Origin of the sequence: Pseudomonas sp. R38(2017), assembly GCF_002112395.1 — a bacterium.
GTDB lineage: Bacteria > Pseudomonadota > Gammaproteobacteria > Pseudomonadales > Pseudomonadaceae > Aquipseudomonas.
In genome coordinates, this window is sequence record NZ_NEHN01000003.1 from 269,852 (window position 1) to 288,765 (window position 18,914).

The window sequence follows — 18,914 nt, forward strand, 5'->3', positions numbered from 1 at the left end:
CATTTTTTGTAGGACAAGCGCAATGTCGGCGATACTGCCTACCTCGCTTCAACGTGACTAACGAAACTTCCTAAGTAAGCCTTTAGCAGGACTAAACAATGAGTCGTCAATTGCATGCCCAGACTTACGTTTGGCTGCAGGTGTTTTCCTGTGCCGCGCGGCACCTGTCATTCACCCGGTGTGCCGAAGAATTGCACATCACCCCGGGGGCGGTGAGTCAGCAAATCCGACAGCTGGAAGAGCGTCTGGGTTTTCGCCTGTTTCACCGTCGTGCCCGGGGCGTGGAGTTGAGCGCGGAAGGACAGCGACTGGCGATCACGGTCAACGAGGCTTACGGCAGCATCGATGCTGAGTTACGTCGTCTGGATGCGGGGATGATCAGCGGGATTCTGAGGGTACGCTCGATTCCGTCATTCCTCAGCAAATGGCTGACCCCGCGTCTGCCGCGCCTGCAACAGCGTTACCCGGACATCCAGCTGCGGCTGGTGGCCGAAGACAGCAGCGTGCCGTTGCATGAAGGGGATTTCGACCTGGCCATCGATCTTAACGACGGCAGCTATCCGGGCCTGTTATCCACAGCCCTGCTCGACGAGCAGATTTTCCCGGTGTGTGCGCCGAGCCTGTTGCGCGGACGGCCGCCGTTGCACGGGCCGGCGGATCTTGTGCATTTCCCGTTGCTGCACGACATCACGGCCTGGCGGGGCAGTTATGAATACGCGGAGTGGGAGTTTTATCTCAACGCCATCGGTTTCGATGGTGCCGACGTACGGCGCGGGCACACGTTCAATCGCAACCATTTGACCATCGAAGCGGCGATTGCCGGGATGGGTGTGGCGATTGCTCGGCGCACACTGCTTAACGATGAGTTGGAGCGGGGGACTTTGATCGTGCCGTTCGGAATTTCGGTGCCCAATCACAAGCGCTATGTATTGCTCTATGCGCCGGGTGCGCTGAGCCATCCGGGCGTGCGCGCGGTGCATGACTGGCTGGTGGAAGAAGCGGGGATTTTCCGCAGCCTGCACCCGTTAAGTGATGGCCAATTGTGAGCAGATTTTTCAGGGTGACGGGGCGATGCAACTCCCGACCTTACCAGCGCTTCACTCGGTTGTCCGGCTTTTTTTGCGTATGAATATTTATCTTTTTTCAGGGGTTGAAATGTTCGTCACACGGGCCGATTGTTGTAATCAAGAGGTCACGAAATCCTGTTCAAGGCCTCTTGCGAGCTAGCTGAAATAAGGGATGAACTATGCAAATCCAAGTCAACAGCGACAACCATATTCAAAGCAGCAAACGACTGGAGGAGTGGGTACGAACCACAATTGAGAGCACGCTCGACCGTTATGAGGAAGACCTGACCCGTGTCGAAGTCCATCTGAGCGACGAGAACGGTGACAAACCGGGTCCCCATGATTTGCGCTGCCAACTGGAGGCGCGGCCAAAAGGCCATCAACCGATTTCCGTCACCCACAAAGCCGATTCGCTGGAACAGGCGATCGATGGTGCAGCCGAAAAACTGGAGCACGCGCTGGAGCACCTGTTTGGCAAACTGCGCGGAAAACCGCGAGCCGCTGTGGTGCCGTTCGAAAGAAAGGCGAATGACCGGTTGCTGGAGGAAGAGTTTCTGGAAAACGAACAGGCAGCGATCAACAGTTGATGCGCTGATTTTATAAGTCACCCAATGAGAACGGGCCTGCGATTGCAGGCCCGTTTCGTTTTATTGGGGGGGTGATCGGCTCGTATATGAAACCCCTTTCCCTTCGGGAGAGGGCCGGGTGCATTTAGATATCAGAAGGCAACGGATGTCTGCACATACACCGTGCGCGGCTCACCGACATACTTGCCCTTGTTGTTGTCATCGAACGAGCGAGTGAAGTATTGGGTGTTGAAGATGTTCTTCACCCCCACTGCTACGTTCAGGTCCGACAGCTGCGGGCCGAAGTCATAACCGGCGCGGCTGCTGAACAGCATGTAGCCCGGGATCTTGCCGGTGCTGCCGTCGGCGCTTTCCTTCGAGGTGTTGGCGTTGTCGGCGAACTGGTCGCTCTGGAAGCTGCTGTCCAGATTCAGTTTCCACGGCCCTTCGGTGTAACCGACGCCGATCGTGCCTTTGTGTTTCGACGAGAACGGCACACGATTGCCCTTGTTCGGACCGTCCTCGCGGATGGTCGCGTCGACATAGGCATAAGTGGCGTAGACATCGAAGCCGGCCAGTGCCGGACTCAAGTCATCCAGCGCGTAATTGACGCTGGTCTCGATGCCTTGATGGCGGGTTTCGCCACGGGCAATGACCGAATCATTGGTCTGGTTGCTCTCGTACTGGTTGTCGAAGTTGATCAGGAACGCGCCGATTTCCGCGCGCAGCGCACCGTTGTCGTAACGGGTGCCGAGTTCCCAGGTGCGGGCCTTCTCCGGTTTCACTTCGCCGCTGCTTACGCGGTTGGGCATCTGGCTGTATTGCACGCTGCCGAACGAACCTTCGGTGTTGGCGTACAGGTTCCAGGTGTCGGTCAGGTGATACAGCACGTTCAACGCCGGCAGTGCGGTGTTGTAGTCGCCCTTGTATTTGACGTTGGTCAGGTTGTTGGTCTGCTGCGATTCGATCATCTCGTAGCGCACGCCCGGTGTGATCGTCCACTTGCCGATGTCGATCCGGTCATCGACGAAGAACGCATTGGCCTCGGTGCCGCCACGAGTGTCGCGGTCGTTGCGGCTGTTGGTGGTCGGGAATTCGTTGCTGGCGATCGATGTGCGATAGCGCAACTCGTGGCCGGCCTCGTTGATGTAGCGATAGCCGACACCGACTTCATGGCTGGTCGGGCCGATGTCGAAGCCTTGGGCGAAACGGGTTTCCAGACCGCGAACCCAGTATTCGCGTGGTGACAGCGACAGGAACGTGCCCTGATCCAGATAACCGCTGCGCAGGGTCTTGGTGAAGAAGGTGTTGGCGGTGAATTCGCGGCGATCTTCCTGGTAGCGATAGCCGAAGTTGAACATCGTGCGACGGCCCCAGAACTGGTCTTTCGGCCGGGTCGACTGATACGGGTCGGCATCGTAATCGGCGACATTCAGGCCACCGGGCATGTCGGCCTTGCCTTCGTAATACTGGGCCATGGCGTTGAAACTGTTGGCTTCGTCGAGCTGGTATTTGCCCTTGAAGATCAGGTCGTCGATTTCCGTGTCGCTGTGTTCGCGCCAGTCGCCACCGCGCGTGCCGGAATACAGTATCGCACCGCCCAGTCCGTTCTCGTTGGTGCCGCCGGCCAGCAGGTTGGCGCTGGTCTTGAAGCCGTCATGGCTGGACGATGGACTGGTTTCGGTCTGGAATCCGCCCTTGACGGTCGGCTCGTCCGGAATCGCCCGGGTCACAAAGTTGACCACGCCGCCGACGTTTTGCGGGCCGTAACGCACGGCGCCGCCACCTCGCACGACGTCCACCGCGTCCATGTTGCCCATGCTGATCGGTGCGAACGACAACTGTGGTTGACCGTAAGGCGCGAACGGCACCGGAATGCCGTCCATCAAAACGGTCGAACGTGCGGCCAGGCGCGGGTTGAGGCCGCGTATGCCGAAGTTCAGCGCCATGTCGTGGCTGCCGGTGCCGTTGTTTTCCGGGGCGTTGACACCGGGAATACGATTGAGCACGTCACGGGCCTGGGTTGCGCCCTGGCGTTCGAATTCTTCGCGACGGATCACGTCACGAGCGCCGGGATGTTCAAAAACGTTGACCTGAGCGGCTTCACCCAGCCAGTCGCCAACCACTTTCGAGGTGTCCAGCTCCAGCGCCGTATCGCTCGACGGTTGGAGGCTGAACGCATTGCCGCCTTCGGCGCGGGCTTGCAGGCCGGTGCCTTGGAGCAGCGCGTTCAGACCTTGTTCCGCTGTGTAGTTGCCTTCCAGCCCACGGCTTTGCACACCGCTGGTGACCTGCGAGCCAAACGAGATCAGCACACCAGCCTCACGGCCGAACTGGTTGAGGGCGTTTTCCAGCGGCGACGGGGCGATGTGGTAAGCCTTGGTGTCGGCGGCCTGCGCAAAGGGCAGGGCGCTGAAGCTCAGACTGGCGCCGAGGACGAGATTGCACAGGGTTCGGGCCAGCGGCGTGAGGCGGTTGGAGTGCATGGAAGACGGTCCTGAGAAGGTTGAATAAAGGGGGGCTTTCCTTCTCTGTCACGCCAGATCTGAAAAACGGCTCATTTATTTTTGCGGTTGATCAAACCTTGGCTTCGACCGTCACCCAGTAACGGGTAAAGCGTTTCACTTTTACCGGCAGGCTGATTTCCAGCAGATCGAGAATCCGCTCGCTGTCGTCCAGTGGATAAGTCCCGGAGATCAGCAAGTCAGCCACTTTCGCATCGCAATTGAGCTGCCCGCGACGATAGCGGCCGAGTTCGTCGAGGAAGTCACCCAGGCGCATGTGCGCGGCCACCAGCATGCCGTCGGCCCAGGCGCCGCTGTTGGCGTCCAGCGGTTTGGCTTCGCCGACAGAGGTGGCGCTGAAACTCAATTGCCGTGCGACCGGCAGCAACATCGGAGCGCGATCCTGTGTGCTCAACTCGACTCGACCCTCAAACAACGCAACCTGCGTGCGGTCGGCAAACTGCCGAACATTGATCCGCGCCCCTCGAGTTTTCAGCAGGCATTGGGCGGTTTGCACTTCGAAGGATTGAGTGGCGGTCAGCAGCATTTCGCCTTCGAGCAGACGGATCAGACCGTCACCGCTGACATCCGCCGCACTCGCGGTGTTGAGTTGCAACTGGCCTCCTGCGCCAAGCGAAATCTTGCGCCGCTGACCGATCGGGCTGCGGTATTCGGCCAGCAGTGACGGCAACGGATTGTGCTCGCGCATTCCCCAGGTAACTGCCGAGCCGGCGCCGAGAATCAGCAACAACTTCAGCGCCTGACGCCGGCTATTGGACTTCGGCGCGTTCAACGCGGCATGGGCCAGAGGCGATGACAATCCGCGCAACCGCGAATTGACCCGCTGAATGTGTTCCCAGGCGCGGCGATGTTCGCTGTGGGCGTCGATCCATTGTTGCCAGGCTTGTTGCTGGCGCGGATTCAACGGGCCCTGCTGCATTTCCAGCAGCCAGTGCACCGCCTGCTCGGCGACCTGTGCGGAAAAATCCATCGGCGGGTTCACAGGGCGAAGTAGCAGCGCATTGCCGCTTTGTTCAGATGACGTTTGACCGTGGCCACGGAGATGCCCAGTTCAGCGGCAATCTGCGGGTACGTCAGGCCATCGACCTGTGCCAGCAGAAATGCACGTTTGACCGCACGCGGCAGACCGTCGAGCAACTGATCCAGCTCCATCAGGGTTTGCAGGATGATCGCTTTCTCTTCTTCCGAAGGCGCGACCACTTCCGGCATCTGCGCGAGGGTGTCGAGGTAGGCGCGCTCCAGATCCTGGCGACGGTAATGGTTGAACAGCACGCGCTTGGCCAGGGTGGTGAGAAACGCCCGGGGCTCGATGATCACCGGTGGTTCTCGTGCGGTCAGCACCCGGATGAACGTGTCCTGGGCCAGATCGGCGGCGCTGTCCGGGCAGCCGAGTTTGCGCCGCAGCCAGCCGGTGAGCCAGCTGTGATGGGCCTGATACAGCGATTCGACGGGATGGGCGGACGACAACGGCATCACTCCGGGCGCATGCGGGATGCGTTAGAGAACAAGAATGGTTCGCATTGTAGGGTTGCGAATGCATGCCGGCAATCAGACTCTTTTGCGTATGAGAATATTTATCATTAATATCGCATGCCTGTCGTCTCGGTCTGTTTCCCGGACGTTAACCGTTTCAGGGTCGAAACATGAAAGCCAAACCCGCCGCACTCCCTATGTCCTATCGTCTGGCCGTCACTTCGCGGGTACTCGCGGCGGTGTTTGGTGGCTATCTGGTCGCGGCGCTGGCCAGTGTCACGCTGACCCTGTGGTTGCCGCTGAACCGCGCCGAAGCGGTCATCACCGGCATGACCGTCTCGTTCCTCGTCTATCTGGTAGCCGTGCTCTGGTGCTTCGCCTGCCGCAGCGCTTGGGCAGCGTGGGTCGGCTTGCTGGTGCCGAGCGTCATTCTGGCGACGATCTCCGGCGCCGCTCGGGGTCTGGGTTACGCATGAAAGAAGGTTTTCGCCAGGCGATGGCCTGGCTGCACACCTGGACCGGACTGGTCTTCGGTTGGCTGCTGTTCGCGATTTTCCTGACCGGGACGCTGGCCTATTTCAAGGACGAGACCAATCACTGGATGCAGCCGGAAATCCCGTCACGCCCGCTCAATGCCGAATCGAGCCTGACGCTGGCGCAAGCCTACCTGCAACAGCGTGCGGCCGACGCGCCGAGTTGGCAGATCACACTTCCCGATGCGCGCGAGCCCGGGATCTCTGTAGGTTGGCAAGCCCCTGGCAAACCCGGCGCGCGCGGCCGATTCACCGAAAAAATCCTCGACGCCCAGACCGGTGCCGAAGTGCCTGTGCGCAAAAGCTTCGGCGGCGAATTCTTCTACCGCTTCCACTTCCAGCTGCAAATGCCTTATCCATGGGGCCGCTGGCTGGCGACCAGTGCCGCAATGGTGATGTTCATCGCGCTGATTACCGGCATCATCACCCACAAGAAAATCTTCAAGGACTTCTTCACCTTCCGTCCGCGCAAAGGCCAGCGCACCTGGCTCGACGGGCACAACGCGGTGGGTGTGCTGGTGCTGCCCTTTCACCTGATGATCACCTACAGCAGCCTGGTGATCTTCATGGCGATGGTTATGCCGGCGAGCCTTTTGGCGTCCTACGGCAACGATCGCAGTGCGTTTTACGACGAAGTGTTTCCCGAAGCGCCGACCCCGAAGCGTGCAGGCGTACCCTCCACGTTGCCGGTGATGGCGCCGTTGCTGGCACGTGCGAGCGAGCACTGGGGCGGCGGACATGCAGCGCGGGTGACCGTGAACAATCCCGGCGACGCCAATGCCTCGGTGCAGGTGTCGCGTGCCAGCTCCGACAAGATCACCTACGAATACGGCAGCGACGTGACCTTCAACGGCGTGACCGGGCAAATCCTCGGTGCGACCCCGGCCAAACCGCTGCCGATGACGATTGCTGGCAGTTTCTATGGTCTGCACATCGGCCACTTTGCCGGCCCGATGCTGCGTTGGCTGTATTTCATTTGCGGCTTGGCCGGCACGGCAATGATCGGTACCGGACTGGTGATCTGGCTTGGCAAACGTCAGCTCAAACATGCCAAGACCGGGGTCATGCCATTCGAGTTGCGGCTGGTCGAAGTGCTGAACATCGCCAGCATGGTCGGGTTGGTCAGTGCGGTTGCGGCGTTCTTCTGGGCCAACCGTCTGTTGCCACTGAGCCTCGACGGCCGGGCCAATTGGGAAGTGAACGCGTTCTTCATCGCTTGGGGTTTGAGCATCGTGCATGCGTTGCTCCGGCCCGGTCGCAAAGCCTGGGTCGAGCAATTGACGCTGGCAGCATTGCTGTTCACCACGGTGCCGTTGCTCAACGCATTGACCACCTCGCATCACCTCGGCGTGACGTTGAAACAGGGTGACTGGGCATTGGCCGGTTTCGACCTGACCTGCCTCGGCGCCGGTCTGTTTCTGGCGTGGGCTGCCTGGAAAATGCAGTGTGCAGACCACGCCGTTCGAGTGAAAAAAACACCTCGCGAAACACCCCGGCCGATCACGCTTGAGCAGGGGATCCACTGATGCTGCTGGCGTTGTTGCTGTGCTACGCCGGATTCATGTCGCTGTGTCTGTCGATGCCGCGGCATCACGACGAGCTGCTGGGTCACAAGTCTTCAACCCGACGCGCAAAAAGTCTGAAATTCGCCGGTTGGTTGCTGCTGTGCCTTTCACTCTGGGTCGCCGTGGCTGCCAACGGCTGGGGGTTCGGGCTGGTCGACTGGTTCGCTGTGTTGATGTTCAGCGCATTGGTGCTGGTGCTGCTGATGCCTTATCGACCGAAACTGGCATTGGTGCTGGCGGCGTTGAGTCTGTTGGCAACGCCGGTCGCCGCATGGGTATGGTGATGCAATGCTGATCGGTCATCCCCCTGAATCCCGCGACGACGAACCGAGTGGTGCGCGTGAACATTTTCTTCAGGTGTTCCTCTCGCAGCGTCCGCAAATGGAAGCGTTGGTGAACCGCCGCGTCGGTTGCCGGGCGACGGCAGCAGACCTGGTGCAGGATCTGTTCTTGCGATTCTGGCGCCGGCCGCTCGTTCAGGTGGAAGAACTCAGCACTTATCTTCTGCGCTGTGCCGGCAACATCGCCATCGATCATTTGCGCAGCGAAGGTGCGCGGGTGCGGGTCAACGAAGGCTGGCAACCGGATGAGCCGGACAGCAGCGCCAGCGAACCGCAGGCGGCGCTCGAAGCGGGCAACGATTTGCGCCACGTCGAAGCGGCTTTGCGTGCGTTGCCCGAACGCACGCGGCAGATCTTTTTGCTCAATCGCATCCACGGGCGCAAGTACGCCGAGATCGCCAAGGCCATGGGCCTGTCCCAAAGCGCTGTGGAAAAACATATGATGCGCGCCCTCGAGGCCTGCAAGGCCAGCCTGCGCGAACCCGCGCCACGCCTGCCAGGGAAAGCACCGTGAACAACACCGACCACGTCATCCCGACGCCCGCTCAGGAGCAGGCTGCTTTCGCCTGGCTGAGCCTGCTGCACGACCGCCCGAGCACCGGTGATCAAGTGACTTTCAGCCAGTGGCTGCACGCTGACCCGGCCCATGCCGAGGCCTATGCCCAGGCGCAAGTTGTATGGGAAATGAGCGAGGGACCGGCCCGCACTCTAGCCGATGAAGAGGCGTTCGCCCTGCAGGGCTATTTGAATGCGATGGACCGGCCGCGCCGTCCGCAGATTCGACGTTGGGCCGGAGCGCTGGCAATGGCGGCCTGTCTGTTGTTGATGGTCAGCCTCGGCACCGGTTGGCAGCCGCAGCGCTGGATCGATGATCTGGGCGCCGATTACGTTTCGGCACCCGGTGAAATCCGCACCGTGACCTTGGCCGATCAGTCCCTGGTCACACTGGACGCCGACAGCGCCATCGCCGTGGATTTCAGTCATGGCGAACGGCATGTTCAGGTACGTCGGGGCGCCGGTTTTTTCAGCGTGACCCACACCGGCGAGCCGTTCGTGGTCGAGGCCGAAAAGGGCCAGGCGCGGGTGCTTGGTACGCAGTTCGAAGTACGTCTGCAACCGCATGGCACACAAGTCACCGTTCTGTCCGGGCGCGTCGGTGTGACGGCGGCGCGTGATGCCGAACAGCAGGTTCTCACCGCCGGCCAGCAAGTGGCATATGGCAAAGGCATCGCGGAAAAACTGCACGCCGTGGACAGCGAAGCGCAACTGGCCTGGCGTCAAGGTTGGCTGACTTACTACAAGTCGACACTGGCCGATGTGGTGCAGGATCTGCGGCGTTATTACCCCGGACGGATCGTGTTGCTCAACGACGAACTGGGCGCGCGAAAGGTCAGCGGCAGCTTTCCGAGCAAGGATCCACAAGCCGTGTTGACCTCGCTGCAAGGGGTATTGGGATTCGAGCAGCACGAAGTGTTGGGCAAGCTGATCATCCTGCGCTGAAAATATTTTCAAAATGTGATGAGGTAAATCCCGACGCCATCCGTGTAGTGACTGAAACTGCGAGTCATTCGCATCCGTTGCGGTTCTACACAGGTCATGAGCAATGAAGTCCAGGGCAAAATCGGGTTCGGTCAAACAATGGTTCGGTGCCTCGGCGCTGAGTTTTGCGGCGCTGGCGTTGCTGCCGATGAGCGTGGCGCAGGCCGCTGAAAGCAACAGCAGCCAGCCACAGAAACAGTTCAGTTTTTCCCTGGCCGCCAAACCGCTGCCGCAAGCCTTGAGCGACTTCAGTCGCGTGACCGGCCAGAGCGTGGTCTACACCGTCGAAGCGCCGTACGGCCTCGACGCGCCAGCGGTCAACGGGCAGATGAGCGCCGAACAGGCGCTGCAACGATTGCTCACCGGTTCCGGCCTGACCTTCCGCCGCACCGACAGCCATACCCTGGCCCTCGAACCGCAACCGACCGCAGGCGCGTTGAACCTCGGCGCGACGAACATCACCTCGGTCATGGATCAGCCGATGAGTTACCAGCCACCGGAAACCAGTTCGGTGATGCGCTCGTCGGCCTCGCTTCAGGAAATCCCGCAGACCGTCAACGTGATCCCGGCCCAGGTCATTCGCGACCAGGCGCCGCGCAATCTCGATGATGCGCTGGCCAACGTCAGCGGCATCACTCAGGGCAACACGTTGGGCAGCACCCAGGACTCGGTGATGACCCGTGGCTTCGGCGACAACCGCAACGGCTCGATCATGCGCGACGGCATGCCGGTGGTGCAGGGCCGTGGCATGAACGCCACCGTGGATCGCGTCGAAGTGCTCAAGGGCCCGGCCTCGCTGCTGTACGGGATTCAGGATCCGGGCGGCGTGGTCAACATGGTCAGCAAGAAACCCGAACTGACCCAGTACAACGCCCTGACGCTGCGTGGCTCGACCTACGGCGACGGCAAGAACGGCAGCGGCGGCTCGTTCGACAGTACCGGTGCGCTGGGTGATTCCGGGCTGGCTTATCGCATGGTGCTGGACCATGAAGACGAAGATTACTGGCGCAACTTCGGTACCCACCGCGAAAGTCTGATTGCGCCGTCGCTGGCCTGGTACGGCGAGCGCACCAAGCTGTTGTTCGCGTATGAGCATCGGGAATTCCTGACGCCGTTCGACCGTGGCACCCTGATCGATCCGCGCACCAACCATCCGCTGGACATCTCGCGCAACGAACGTCTAGACGAGAAATTCAACGACATGGAAGGGCGCTCGGACCTCTATCACTTTGAGGCCGACCACGAACTCAACGACGACTGGAAAGCCCATTTCGGCTACAGCTGGAACCGCGAGACCTATGACGCCAGCCAGGTCCGCGTGACGGCCATCGACACCAAGAAAGGCACCCTGACTCGCAGCATGGATGGCACTCAGGGCGCGATCAGCACCGACCGTTTCACCACCGCCAGCCTCGAAGGCAAGGTCAACGTGCTGGGCATGCAGCATGACCTGGTGTTCGGCGTCGACGACGAGTACCGCAAGATCTACCGCGCCGACCTGATCCGCCAGAAAAGCCTGAGCACTTTCAGCTACGTCAATCCGGTGTACGGCCGTGAAGTTGCCGGCACCACCGTCAGCCCGGCGGACAGTGCACAGACCGATCTGCTGCGCAGTGATTCGGTGTTCCTGCAGGACTCGATTCACCTCAACGACCAGTGGATTCTGGTGGCCGGTGGGCGCTTCCAGGAGTACGACCAGTACGCCGGCAAAGGCGTGCCGTTCAAGGCCAATACCGACAACAACGGTCAGAAGTGGGTGCCGCGTGCGGGCCTGGTGTATCGCTACACCGACGCGTTGTCGTTCTACGGCAGCTACACCGAGTCGTTCAAACCGAACTCGACCATCGCCCCGTTGAGCGGCAGCAGCACCGTGCTCGACGGCAGCATCGCGCCGGAAGAAGCCAAGTCTTGGGAGCTGGGTGCACGCCTCGACATTCCGGGCCGTGTTACCGGCAACATTGCCTTGTTCGACATCAAGAAACGCAACGTGCTGGTGGCCAACGCCGAAGGCCCGACCACGATCTACAGCGCTGCCGGTGAAGTGCGTTCCCGTGGTCTGGAAATGGACCTGACCGGCCAACTCAGCGATCGCTGGAGCATGATCGGCAGCTACGCCTATACCGACGCCGAGGTCACGGAAGATCCGGACTACAAAGGCAACAAGCTGCAAAACGTGGCGAAGAATAGCGGCTCGCTGTCGGCGGTCTACGACTTCGGCAGCGTAATCGGCGGCGACCAACTTCGGGTCGGCGCCGGCGCGCGATATGTCGGCGAGCGAGCGGGTAACGCGGTGAATGATTTCGAGCTGCCGAGCTACACGGTGGCCGATGCGTTCGCCACGTACGACACCAAACTCGAAGGGCAGAAGGTCAAGTTCCAGCTCAACGTGAAGAACCTGTTCGACCGCACTTACTACACTTCGGCGGCCAGCCGGTTCTTCGTGTCGATGGGCGATTCGCGGCAGATTTCGTTGTCGAGCACGCTGGAGTTCTGATCAGCGCAAAAACGCCTGGCGATAGTCGCCGGGCGTTCCACCCAGCACCTGGCGAAAGCGGTTGGTGAAGTGGCTGGCACTGGCAAATCCGCACGCCAGGGCAATCTCACCCAACGGCAACGCTGTGCCCCGCAACAACTCCCGCGCCCGGCTCAAACGCCGCGCCAGCACATATTGATGTGGCGGCAAGCCGAAGCTCACCCGGAACATCCGCGCAAAGTGGTATTCCGACAACGCACATAACCCCGCCAGTTGCCCGAGGCTGATCGGCTCGGCCAGTTGGTTGTCGATGAACTCCACCAGTTGCCGGCGCTGGTGCGGTGCCAATCCACCTTTCAGACGCAAGCCCTGACGCACGCCGACCTGGCTCAACAGAGTATGGCTGATCAATTCGTGGGCCAGGCTGCTGGTCAGCAAGCGCTCGGCAGGCTCGTCCCAGTTCAAGGTCAGTAGCTGGCGAAACCGTTGGGCCTGCTGCGGATCTTCAAGAAAAGTCTGTTCGCGCAGCTGCATTTCCCGAGGCTCGCGATCCAGCAGCGTGACGCAGCCCAGGGCAAATTGTTCGGCACTGAAATACAGGTGAGCGAGGCGAATGTCGCCGTTGATGACCCAACCCGATTCGTGATCGGCCGGCAGGATGCACAGCTTGTCCGGGCCGCCCTTGTGGCCGGGCTCGCCACGGCGAAAGGTGCCGGTGCCGCCGGCGATGTAGCAGGAGAGGGTGTGATGGCTCGGCGCTTCGTACTCCTGCGCGTCGTGATGATTGGTCCACAAGGCAGCGGACAGGCCGTCACCCAACTCGGCGCTGTGCACGAGGCGTGCATTGGGCGAGTTGTTGAGGGCTTGGAAGACTTGCAAGGTATCGATGGCGGCCATGATCGGTTCTCTTCAACGCCTTGCATCCTACTCCCTGGATTTCGCGCTGCCAGCCTGTGGCCCGACAAAAGCGCAAGTTTATGCAAGCGCGGGTAGATGGCGTGGGCGGACACTGAAACCCAATCGAGGAGTGTCTGCCATGAACCTGTCGTTGTATTTGTTGACCGTGCTGATCTGGGGCACGACCTGGATCGCCCTGAAGTGGCAATTGGGCGTGGTGGCGATTCCGGTGTCGATCGTCTATCGCTTCGGTCTCGCCGCACTGGTGCTGTTTGCGCTGTTGTTGCTCAGCCGTCGCCTGCAACCAATGAACCGGCGCGGGCATTTGATCTGCGTGGCGCAGGGCTTGTGCCTGTTCTGCGTCAATTTCATGTGTTTCCTGACCGCCAGTCAGTGGATTCCCAGCGGTCTGGTGGCGGTGGTTTTTTCCACCGCGACCTTGTGGAACGCCCTGAATGCGCGGGTGTTCTTCGGTCAACGCATCGCGCGCAATGTGTTGATGGGTGGGGCGCTGGGGCTGGGTGGTCTGGGCCTGTTGTTCTGGCCGGAGCTGGCGGGGCATCACGCCACTCCCCAAACCCTGCTCGGCCTCGGCCTGGCGCTCTGCGGCACCCTGTGCTTTTCGGCGGGCAACATGTTGTCGAGCCTGCAACAGAAGGCCGGCCTCAAACCGCTGACCACCAATGCCTGGGGCATGGCCTACGGCGCGGCGATGCTGTCGGTGTGGTGCCTGGCCAAAGGCATTCCGTTCGAGATGGAATGGACGTCGCGCTACATTGGCGCACTGCTGTACCTGGTCATCCCGGGTTCGGTGATCGGCTTCACCGCGTACCTGACCCTGGTCGGTCGTATGGGCCCGGAACGCGCAGCGTATTGCACGGTGCTGTTCCCGGTGGTGGCGTTGAACGTTTCGGCGTTTGCCGAAGGCTACCAGTGGACGGCGCCGGCGTTGGCGGGGTTGGTGCTGGTGATGCTGGGCAATGTGCTGGTGTTTCGCAAACCCCGCGCACCGATACTGCCGACTCAAGGCAAACTGGCCTGATGCGCATGAGCGCTGAATGTTCAGCGCTCAACTTTCATGACGATGTAAATCAATAACGGAAATATGAAATCGACAATGTGCCGGGCCCAGTCCTTGGCATTCCATGTTTGCGAAGTGTCCATGTCGAACCATTCAACACCGATGGTTTGCAGGCCGACGTAATATACAAACATGGCGATCATCAAGCCAATGAGCGAGAGTTTCTTGGCTTCGTGGAACGCTTCGGCTGAATCGTTGATTTTCTGATAGAGATGATAAGTGCCCAGCAGGCAGCAAACGGTGTAAATTACCTCCAACGTAATGATCAGCCAGTATATGCGGTGGTGCAGCATGGGTGAGGTGATTGCCCGATATCGTATGTTTTCGTTGATCTGGGTTGTGTCCATGCTGAGGATGTGCCCGACATATTCATAGTTTGACGAATAGTCGGTGAAGTTACTGTGCATCACGAGAAGACCGAAGAAGCTGATATAAGCCATGAGTATGACTTTGCTGTAGCGGACAAGTTGATCGGTGGTCAGGCTTTTCAAAGTTGATGTTCTCCAGAAAGTTTTAATTTCTGGAGAGTCTATAGCGACAGTGTCTGTTTCGTTGTTCAGTTCAATTGCAAGTTATGTGTGCCGGATAAATGATCGGGCAAGTGCCGTACAGCACTTGCCCGATTTTTTATACGCGCCAGACCTGTGGGTTGACCAGATCCTGCGGCCGCTCACCAAGCAGGGCGCTGCGCAGATTGGCCAGCGCGCGATTGGCCATGGCTTCGCGGGTTTCATTCGTGGCCGAGCCAATGTGCGGCAGGGTTACGGCATTTTTCAGCTGGAACAGCGGCGATTCGGCCAGCGGTTCTTTCTCGTAGACGTCGAGACCGGCGCCGCGAATGCGGTGGTTCTGCAATGCTTCGATCAATGCCGGTTCGTCGACCACCGGACCGCGGGAGATATTCACCAGAATCGCGCTCGGCTTCATCAGCGCCAGTTCGCGATGGCTGATCAGATGACGGGTCTTGTCGCTGAGTGGCACTACCAGGCAGACGAAGTCGGCTTCGGCCAGCAGTTGGTCAAGGCTGCGGAACTGTGCGCCGAGTTCCTGTTCCCGTTCGGTCTTGCGGCTGTTGCCGCTGTAGAGGATCGGCATGTTGAAACCGAAACGTCCGCGACGCGCGACGGCGGCGCCGATGTTGCCCATGCCGACGATGCCCAAGGTCTTGCCGTGCACGTCGCAACCGAACAGCGGTGCGCCGACGCTGGCCTGCCATTGGCCGGCCTTGGTCCAGGCGTCCAGTTCGGCGACGCGGCGGGCGCTGCTCATGATCAGCGCGAAGGCCAGGTCGGCGGTGCTTTCGGTGAGGACGTCCGGGGTGTTGGTGAGCATGATCCCGCGTTCGTTGAAGTAGGCGAGGTCGTAGTTGTCGTAGCCGACGGAGACGCTGGAGACCACTTCGAGTTTTGCGGCGTTTTCCAGTTGGGCCTTGCCGAGTTTGCGACCGACGCCGATCAGGCCGTGGGCGTGGGGCAGGGCTTCGTTGAACTGGGCGTTGATGTCGCCGTTTTTTGGGTTGGGGACGATGACTTCGAAGTCCTGTTGCAGGCGTTCGATCATGGGCGGGGTGATGCGGCTGAAGGCCAGGACTGTTTTTTTCATTGGCTTTGGGCTCGGCTTTGGGCTTGATGCCAAGCAAGCTAACATTTTCTGTTTGGGGTTGTCTTGGCGGCCTCTGGGCCGACCAGGCTTTTGGGGTTTTGGGGGTATATCCGTTGCTTCGGGTGCTGCGGCTGGCGGTTTCGCTTTTACAGCGACTCACTTTTGCAGACGCCCAAAAGTAAGCAAAAGGCTGGGCCCCTGCGTTCGGCACCTCGCCTAGGCTCGGTGTTCCTTCGTTCCGGGACTCATCCGGGGGCACCGCCTCCGGTTTGCTTCGCTGCACCTCCTCTCGGTGTGTTCGGCTTCGCCAAACGGCGCTTCGCGCCCACCCCCGGATGAATCCCTCCACTCAGCCTGCCGAAGGGGCCAGCACGTCAAAAGCGGTACTCGAGCTAACGCTCATTGTGTTGAGTGGTGGAAAGCCAAAGCCAAAGCAGGTGCGGGATGTGGGCTTTTTAAGACCCGAATTCACCTCGGTATGTCACGTCGGCGTACCTCTCCCAAACAGCTCGGTCAGTTCCCTCTCCTCGGGGAGAGGGTTAGGGGGGGCGCTCTCAACATCACACCAATTTCAGGAGGACCAACTCAATTCGCCACCCGAACCCCCGCCAGACTCCCACTCATCTCATAAGCCGCCAATTCCGCCTGATGCCCCGCCAGAATCTCCGGCAACGACCCACGAAGGTACTCGACCCAGGTCTTGATCTTCGCATCCAGATATTGCCGCGACGGGTAGATCGCATACAGGTTCAGCTCCTGCGAACGGTAGTTCGGCATCACTCTTACCAACGAGCCATTGCGCAAGCCTTCAATGGCGGCGTACACCGGCAACACGCCGACCCCCATCCCACTGGTGATCGCGGTTTTCATCGCGTCGGCGGAGTTCACCAGGAACGGTGAGCTGTTGATGGTGACCATTTCCTGGCCGTCCGGGCCGTCGAAGGCCCATTTTTCCAGGGGGATCACCGGGCTCACCAGGCGCAGGCAGGCGTGGTTCAGCAGGTCGCTGGGTTTCTGTGCGCAGCCGTTGGCTTTCACGTAGGCCGGGGAGGCGCAGACGATGCTGTAGGTGATGCCCAGGCGTTGCGAGACGAAGCCCGAGTCCGGCAACTCGCGAGCGAGGACGATGGACACGTCGTACCCTTCGTCGAGCAGGTCCGGTACGCGGTTGGCCATGGTCAGGTCGAAGGTCACATCCGGGTGGGTCTTGCGGTAGCGGGCGATGGCGTCGATCACGAAGTGCTGGCCGATCCCGGTCATGGTGTGCACTTTCAACTGACCGGCCGGGCGCGCGTGGGCTTCGCTGGCTTCGGCTTCGGCCTCTTCGACGTAGGCGAGTATCTGCTCGCAGCGCAGCAGGTAGCGCTTGCCGGCTTCGGTGAGCGCGATGCGCCGCGTCGTGCGGTTCAGCAGGCGGGTTTGCAGGTGGGCCTCAAGGTTGGAGACCGCGCGCGAGACGTTGGCGGTGGTGGTGTCGAGTTGCACGGCGGCGGCGGTGAAGCTACCCGCTTCGGCAACACAACTGAAGGCGCGCATGTTTTGCAATGTGTCCATGGGGTGCTCTCAAGGGAGATGGCAAATTGTGACACGAAGTTTCAGGGGCTGAGACCCCCGACCAAGGGATTATCTCGTTAACCGTAACAAAGATTCGCAGAAAACCCAGCTTATCGCCGTTCAGGGCGCCCCCTAGAATTGCGCCCACCTCGAAACATCTCCCACCTCAGGAATTCGCAGCAGTGCCGCGTCGCATCAACAGAGCGCTTTTGCCGCTCAGTGTTCTGGCTATTTCGTTAGGTCTCAGCGGCTGCATCGGAACCGGAGGCATTGCCCCGCAGGGCAAGGCTCTGGAGGCCAATGAACTGGCCACCGACGAGGCCATCGCCCACGCCGCCCGTGACGCAAACTGGCCCACCGCCCAATGGTGGCAAGCCTATGGCGACCCGCAACTCGATCATTGGATCGACCTTGCCGTGCAAGGCAGCCCGACCCTGGCGATGGCCGCCGCGCGAGTGCGTCAGGCCCGGTCCATGGCCGGTGTCGCCGAAGCCGCCGAGTCGTTGCAGATCAACGGCGAGTCGACCCTCAAGCGCCACAACTGGCCGACCGACCAGTTCTACGGCCCCGGTGAGCTGGCCAATACCACGACTTGGGACAACAACGCCGCGCTGGGTTTCAGTTACGCCCTCGACCTCTGGGGTCGTGAAAGCAACAGCACCGAGCGGGCGGTCGATCTGGCGCACATGAGCGCTGCCGAGGCGCGTCAGGCGCAGCTTGAGTTGCAGAACAACATCGTGCGCGCCTACATCGAGCTGTCGCTGCATTACGCCCAGCGCGACATCGTCGCGGCGACACTCAAGCAGCAACAGCAGATTCTCGAGCTGGCGCAAAAACGCCTGAACGGCGGAATCGGCACGCACTTCGAAGTCAGCCAGGCTGAAACCCCGCTGCCGGAAACCCATCGGCAGCTGGATGCGCTGGACGAGGAAATCGCCCTGAGCCGCAACCAGATCGCCGCGCTGGCCGGCAAAGGCCCGGGCGCCGGTGCGCAATTGCAGCGTCCGACACTGTCGCTTGGCGCGGCGCTGAAGTTGCCGTCGGCACTGCCTGCCGAGCTGCTTGGCCAGCGTCCGGACGTAGTCGCCAGTCGCTGGCAAGTGGCGGCGCAGGCGCGCGGGATCGATGTCGCGCATGCCGGGTTCTACCCGAACGTCGATCTGGTCGGCAGCCTCGGCTACATGGCCACCGGCGGCGGGGCGCTGGAGTTCCTGACCGGCAAGAAGCTCAACTACAACGTCGGGCCGGCGATCTCGCTGCCGATCTTCGACGGCGGGAGACTGCGTGCCGAACTCGGTGAGGCCTCGGCGGGTTATGACATCGCCGTCGCGCATTACAACCAGACCCTGGTCAATGCGCTGAAGAACATCTCCGACCAGTTGATCCGCCGTGAGTCTATGGACAAGCAGCAGACATTCGCTGCCGAGTCCGTGGCTACCGCGCAGAAGACTTACGACATCGCGATGATCGCTTATCAGCGCGGGCTCACCGATTACCTCAACGTGCTCAACGCCCAGACCCTGCTGTTCAAACAGCAACAGGTTCAGCAGCAAGTGCAGGCGGCGCGCTTGAGCGCCCATGCGGAACTGGTGACGGCATTGGGTGGCGGTCTTGGCGCGGGTAAGGACGTGCCGACTGCCGAGCAGACCGCCGCACCGAAAACCCCGGCCCTTCTTCAAGCCCTCGACCACTGAGCAA

17 protein-coding genes are annotated in these 18,914 nt (G+C 60.7%); 10 read left to right on the top strand and 7 right to left on the bottom strand.

What is annotated here, in order from left to right; genetic code table 11:
- Nucleotides 1-98 precede the first annotated feature (98 nt).
- Nucleotides 99-1,046 (top strand): LysR substrate-binding domain-containing protein, encoded by a 948-nt coding sequence (locus CAF87_RS08035; protein ID WP_085729670.1) that lies wholly within the window; start codon nt 99-101, stop codon nt 1,044-1,046.
- A 200-nt stretch (nt 1,047-1,246) separates the two neighbouring features.
- Nucleotides 1,247-1,654: an HPF/RaiA family ribosome-associated protein gene (locus CAF87_RS08040; protein ID WP_085711730.1), complete on the top strand. Its 408-nt coding sequence runs from the start codon at nt 1,247-1,249 to the stop codon at nt 1,652-1,654.
- A 131-nt stretch (nt 1,655-1,785) separates the two neighbouring features.
- On the opposite strand, the gene fecA is transcribed toward CAF87_RS08040, so the two are convergent.
- The 3 genes from fecA to CAF87_RS08055 form a co-directional block, all read right to left on the bottom strand.
- On the bottom strand, nt 1,786-4,119 hold the full coding sequence (gene fecA, locus CAF87_RS08045; protein WP_085729671.1) for a TonB-dependent Fe(3+) dicitrate receptor FecA: 2,334 nt from the start codon (nt 4,117-4,119) through the stop codon (nt 1,786-1,788).
- Nucleotides 4,120-4,210: 91 nt separating this feature from the next.
- Nucleotides 4,211-5,140, bottom strand: coding sequence for a DUF4880 domain-containing protein (locus tag CAF87_RS08050; protein WP_085729672.1), 930 nt, complete (start codon nt 5,138-5,140; stop codon nt 4,211-4,213).
- Nucleotides 5,137-5,625, bottom strand: coding sequence for a sigma-70 family RNA polymerase sigma factor (locus tag CAF87_RS08055; protein WP_085730110.1), 489 nt, complete (start codon nt 5,623-5,625; stop codon nt 5,137-5,139). Before CAF87_RS08055 ends, CAF87_RS08050 begins: the two co-directional genes overlap by 4 nt.
- 176 nt (nt 5,626-5,801) lie before the next feature.
- Here CAF87_RS08055 and CAF87_RS08060 point away from each other — a divergent pair, with 176 nt between their 5' ends.
- The 6 genes from CAF87_RS08060 (at nt 5,802) to CAF87_RS08085 (ending at nt 12,103) form a co-directional block, all read left to right on the top strand.
- Nucleotides 5,802-6,107: a DUF3649 domain-containing protein gene (locus tag CAF87_RS08060; protein WP_085729673.1), complete on the top strand. Its 306-nt coding sequence runs from the start codon at nt 5,802-5,804 to the stop codon at nt 6,105-6,107.
- Nucleotides 6,104-7,690 (top strand): PepSY domain-containing protein, encoded by a 1,587-nt coding sequence (locus CAF87_RS08065; RefSeq protein ID WP_085729674.1) that lies wholly within the window; start codon nt 6,104-6,106, stop codon nt 7,688-7,690. The genes CAF87_RS08060 and CAF87_RS08065 overlap by 4 nt, the downstream gene beginning before the upstream one ends.
- The gene (locus CAF87_RS08070; protein ID WP_085729675.1) at nt 7,690-8,013 is read left to right on the top strand and encodes a DUF3325 domain-containing protein; all 324 of its coding nucleotides are present in this window, start codon (nt 7,690-7,692) and stop codon (nt 8,011-8,013) included. Before CAF87_RS08065 ends, CAF87_RS08070 begins: the two co-directional genes overlap by 1 nt.
- Before the next feature lie 4 nt (nt 8,014-8,017).
- Nucleotides 8,018-8,584 (top strand): RNA polymerase sigma factor, encoded by a 567-nt coding sequence (locus CAF87_RS08075; protein WP_085729676.1) that lies wholly within the window; start codon nt 8,018-8,020, stop codon nt 8,582-8,584.
- Nucleotides 8,581-9,570, top strand: a complete 990-nt coding sequence (locus CAF87_RS08080; protein ID WP_085729677.1) for a FecR family protein — start codon at nt 8,581-8,583, stop codon at nt 9,568-9,570. The genes CAF87_RS08075 and CAF87_RS08080 overlap by 4 nt, the downstream gene beginning before the upstream one ends.
- A 103-nt stretch (nt 9,571-9,673) precedes the next feature.
- Entirely contained in the window at nt 9,674-12,103 is a 2,430-nt protein-coding gene (locus CAF87_RS08085; protein WP_085729678.1) for a TonB-dependent receptor, read from the top strand.
- Here CAF87_RS08085 and CAF87_RS08090 read toward each other — a convergent pair whose 3' ends face one another.
- Entirely contained in the window at nt 12,104-12,979 is an 876-nt protein-coding gene (locus CAF87_RS08090) for an AraC family transcriptional regulator (protein WP_085729679.1), read from the bottom strand. It lies immediately after the preceding gene.
- A gap of 139 nt (nt 12,980-13,118) precedes the next feature.
- Between CAF87_RS08090 and CAF87_RS08095 the strand changes: the two genes are divergently transcribed.
- Complete coding sequence (locus tag CAF87_RS08095; protein ID WP_085729680.1) at nt 13,119-14,021, top strand: DMT family transporter; 903 nt, start codon at nt 13,119-13,121, stop codon at nt 14,019-14,021.
- 20 nt (nt 14,022-14,041) lie between these two features.
- Here CAF87_RS08095 and CAF87_RS08100 read toward each other — a convergent pair whose 3' ends face one another.
- From CAF87_RS08100 to CAF87_RS08110, 3 genes are all read right to left on the bottom strand, one after another.
- Entirely contained in the window at nt 14,042-14,551 is a 510-nt protein-coding gene (locus CAF87_RS08100; RefSeq protein ID WP_085729681.1) for a DUF2165 family protein, read from the bottom strand.
- 136 nt (nt 14,552-14,687) lie between these two features.
- Complete coding sequence (locus CAF87_RS08105) at nt 14,688-15,662, bottom strand: D-glycerate dehydrogenase (RefSeq protein WP_085729682.1); 975 nt, start codon at nt 15,660-15,662, stop codon at nt 14,688-14,690.
- A 585-nt stretch (nt 15,663-16,247) separates the two neighbouring features.
- The gene (locus CAF87_RS08110) at nt 16,248-17,216 is read right to left on the bottom strand and encodes a LysR family transcriptional regulator (RefSeq protein ID WP_085729683.1); all 969 of its coding nucleotides are present in this window, start codon (nt 17,214-17,216) and stop codon (nt 16,248-16,250) included.
- 182 nt (nt 17,217-17,398) lie between these two features.
- On the opposite strand from CAF87_RS08110, the gene CAF87_RS08115 reads away from it, so the two are divergent.
- On the top strand, nt 17,399-18,910 hold the full coding sequence (locus CAF87_RS08115; protein ID WP_085729684.1) for an efflux transporter outer membrane subunit: 1,512 nt from the start codon (nt 17,399-17,401) through the stop codon (nt 18,908-18,910).
- Nucleotides 18,911-18,914: the final 4 nt, after the last annotated feature.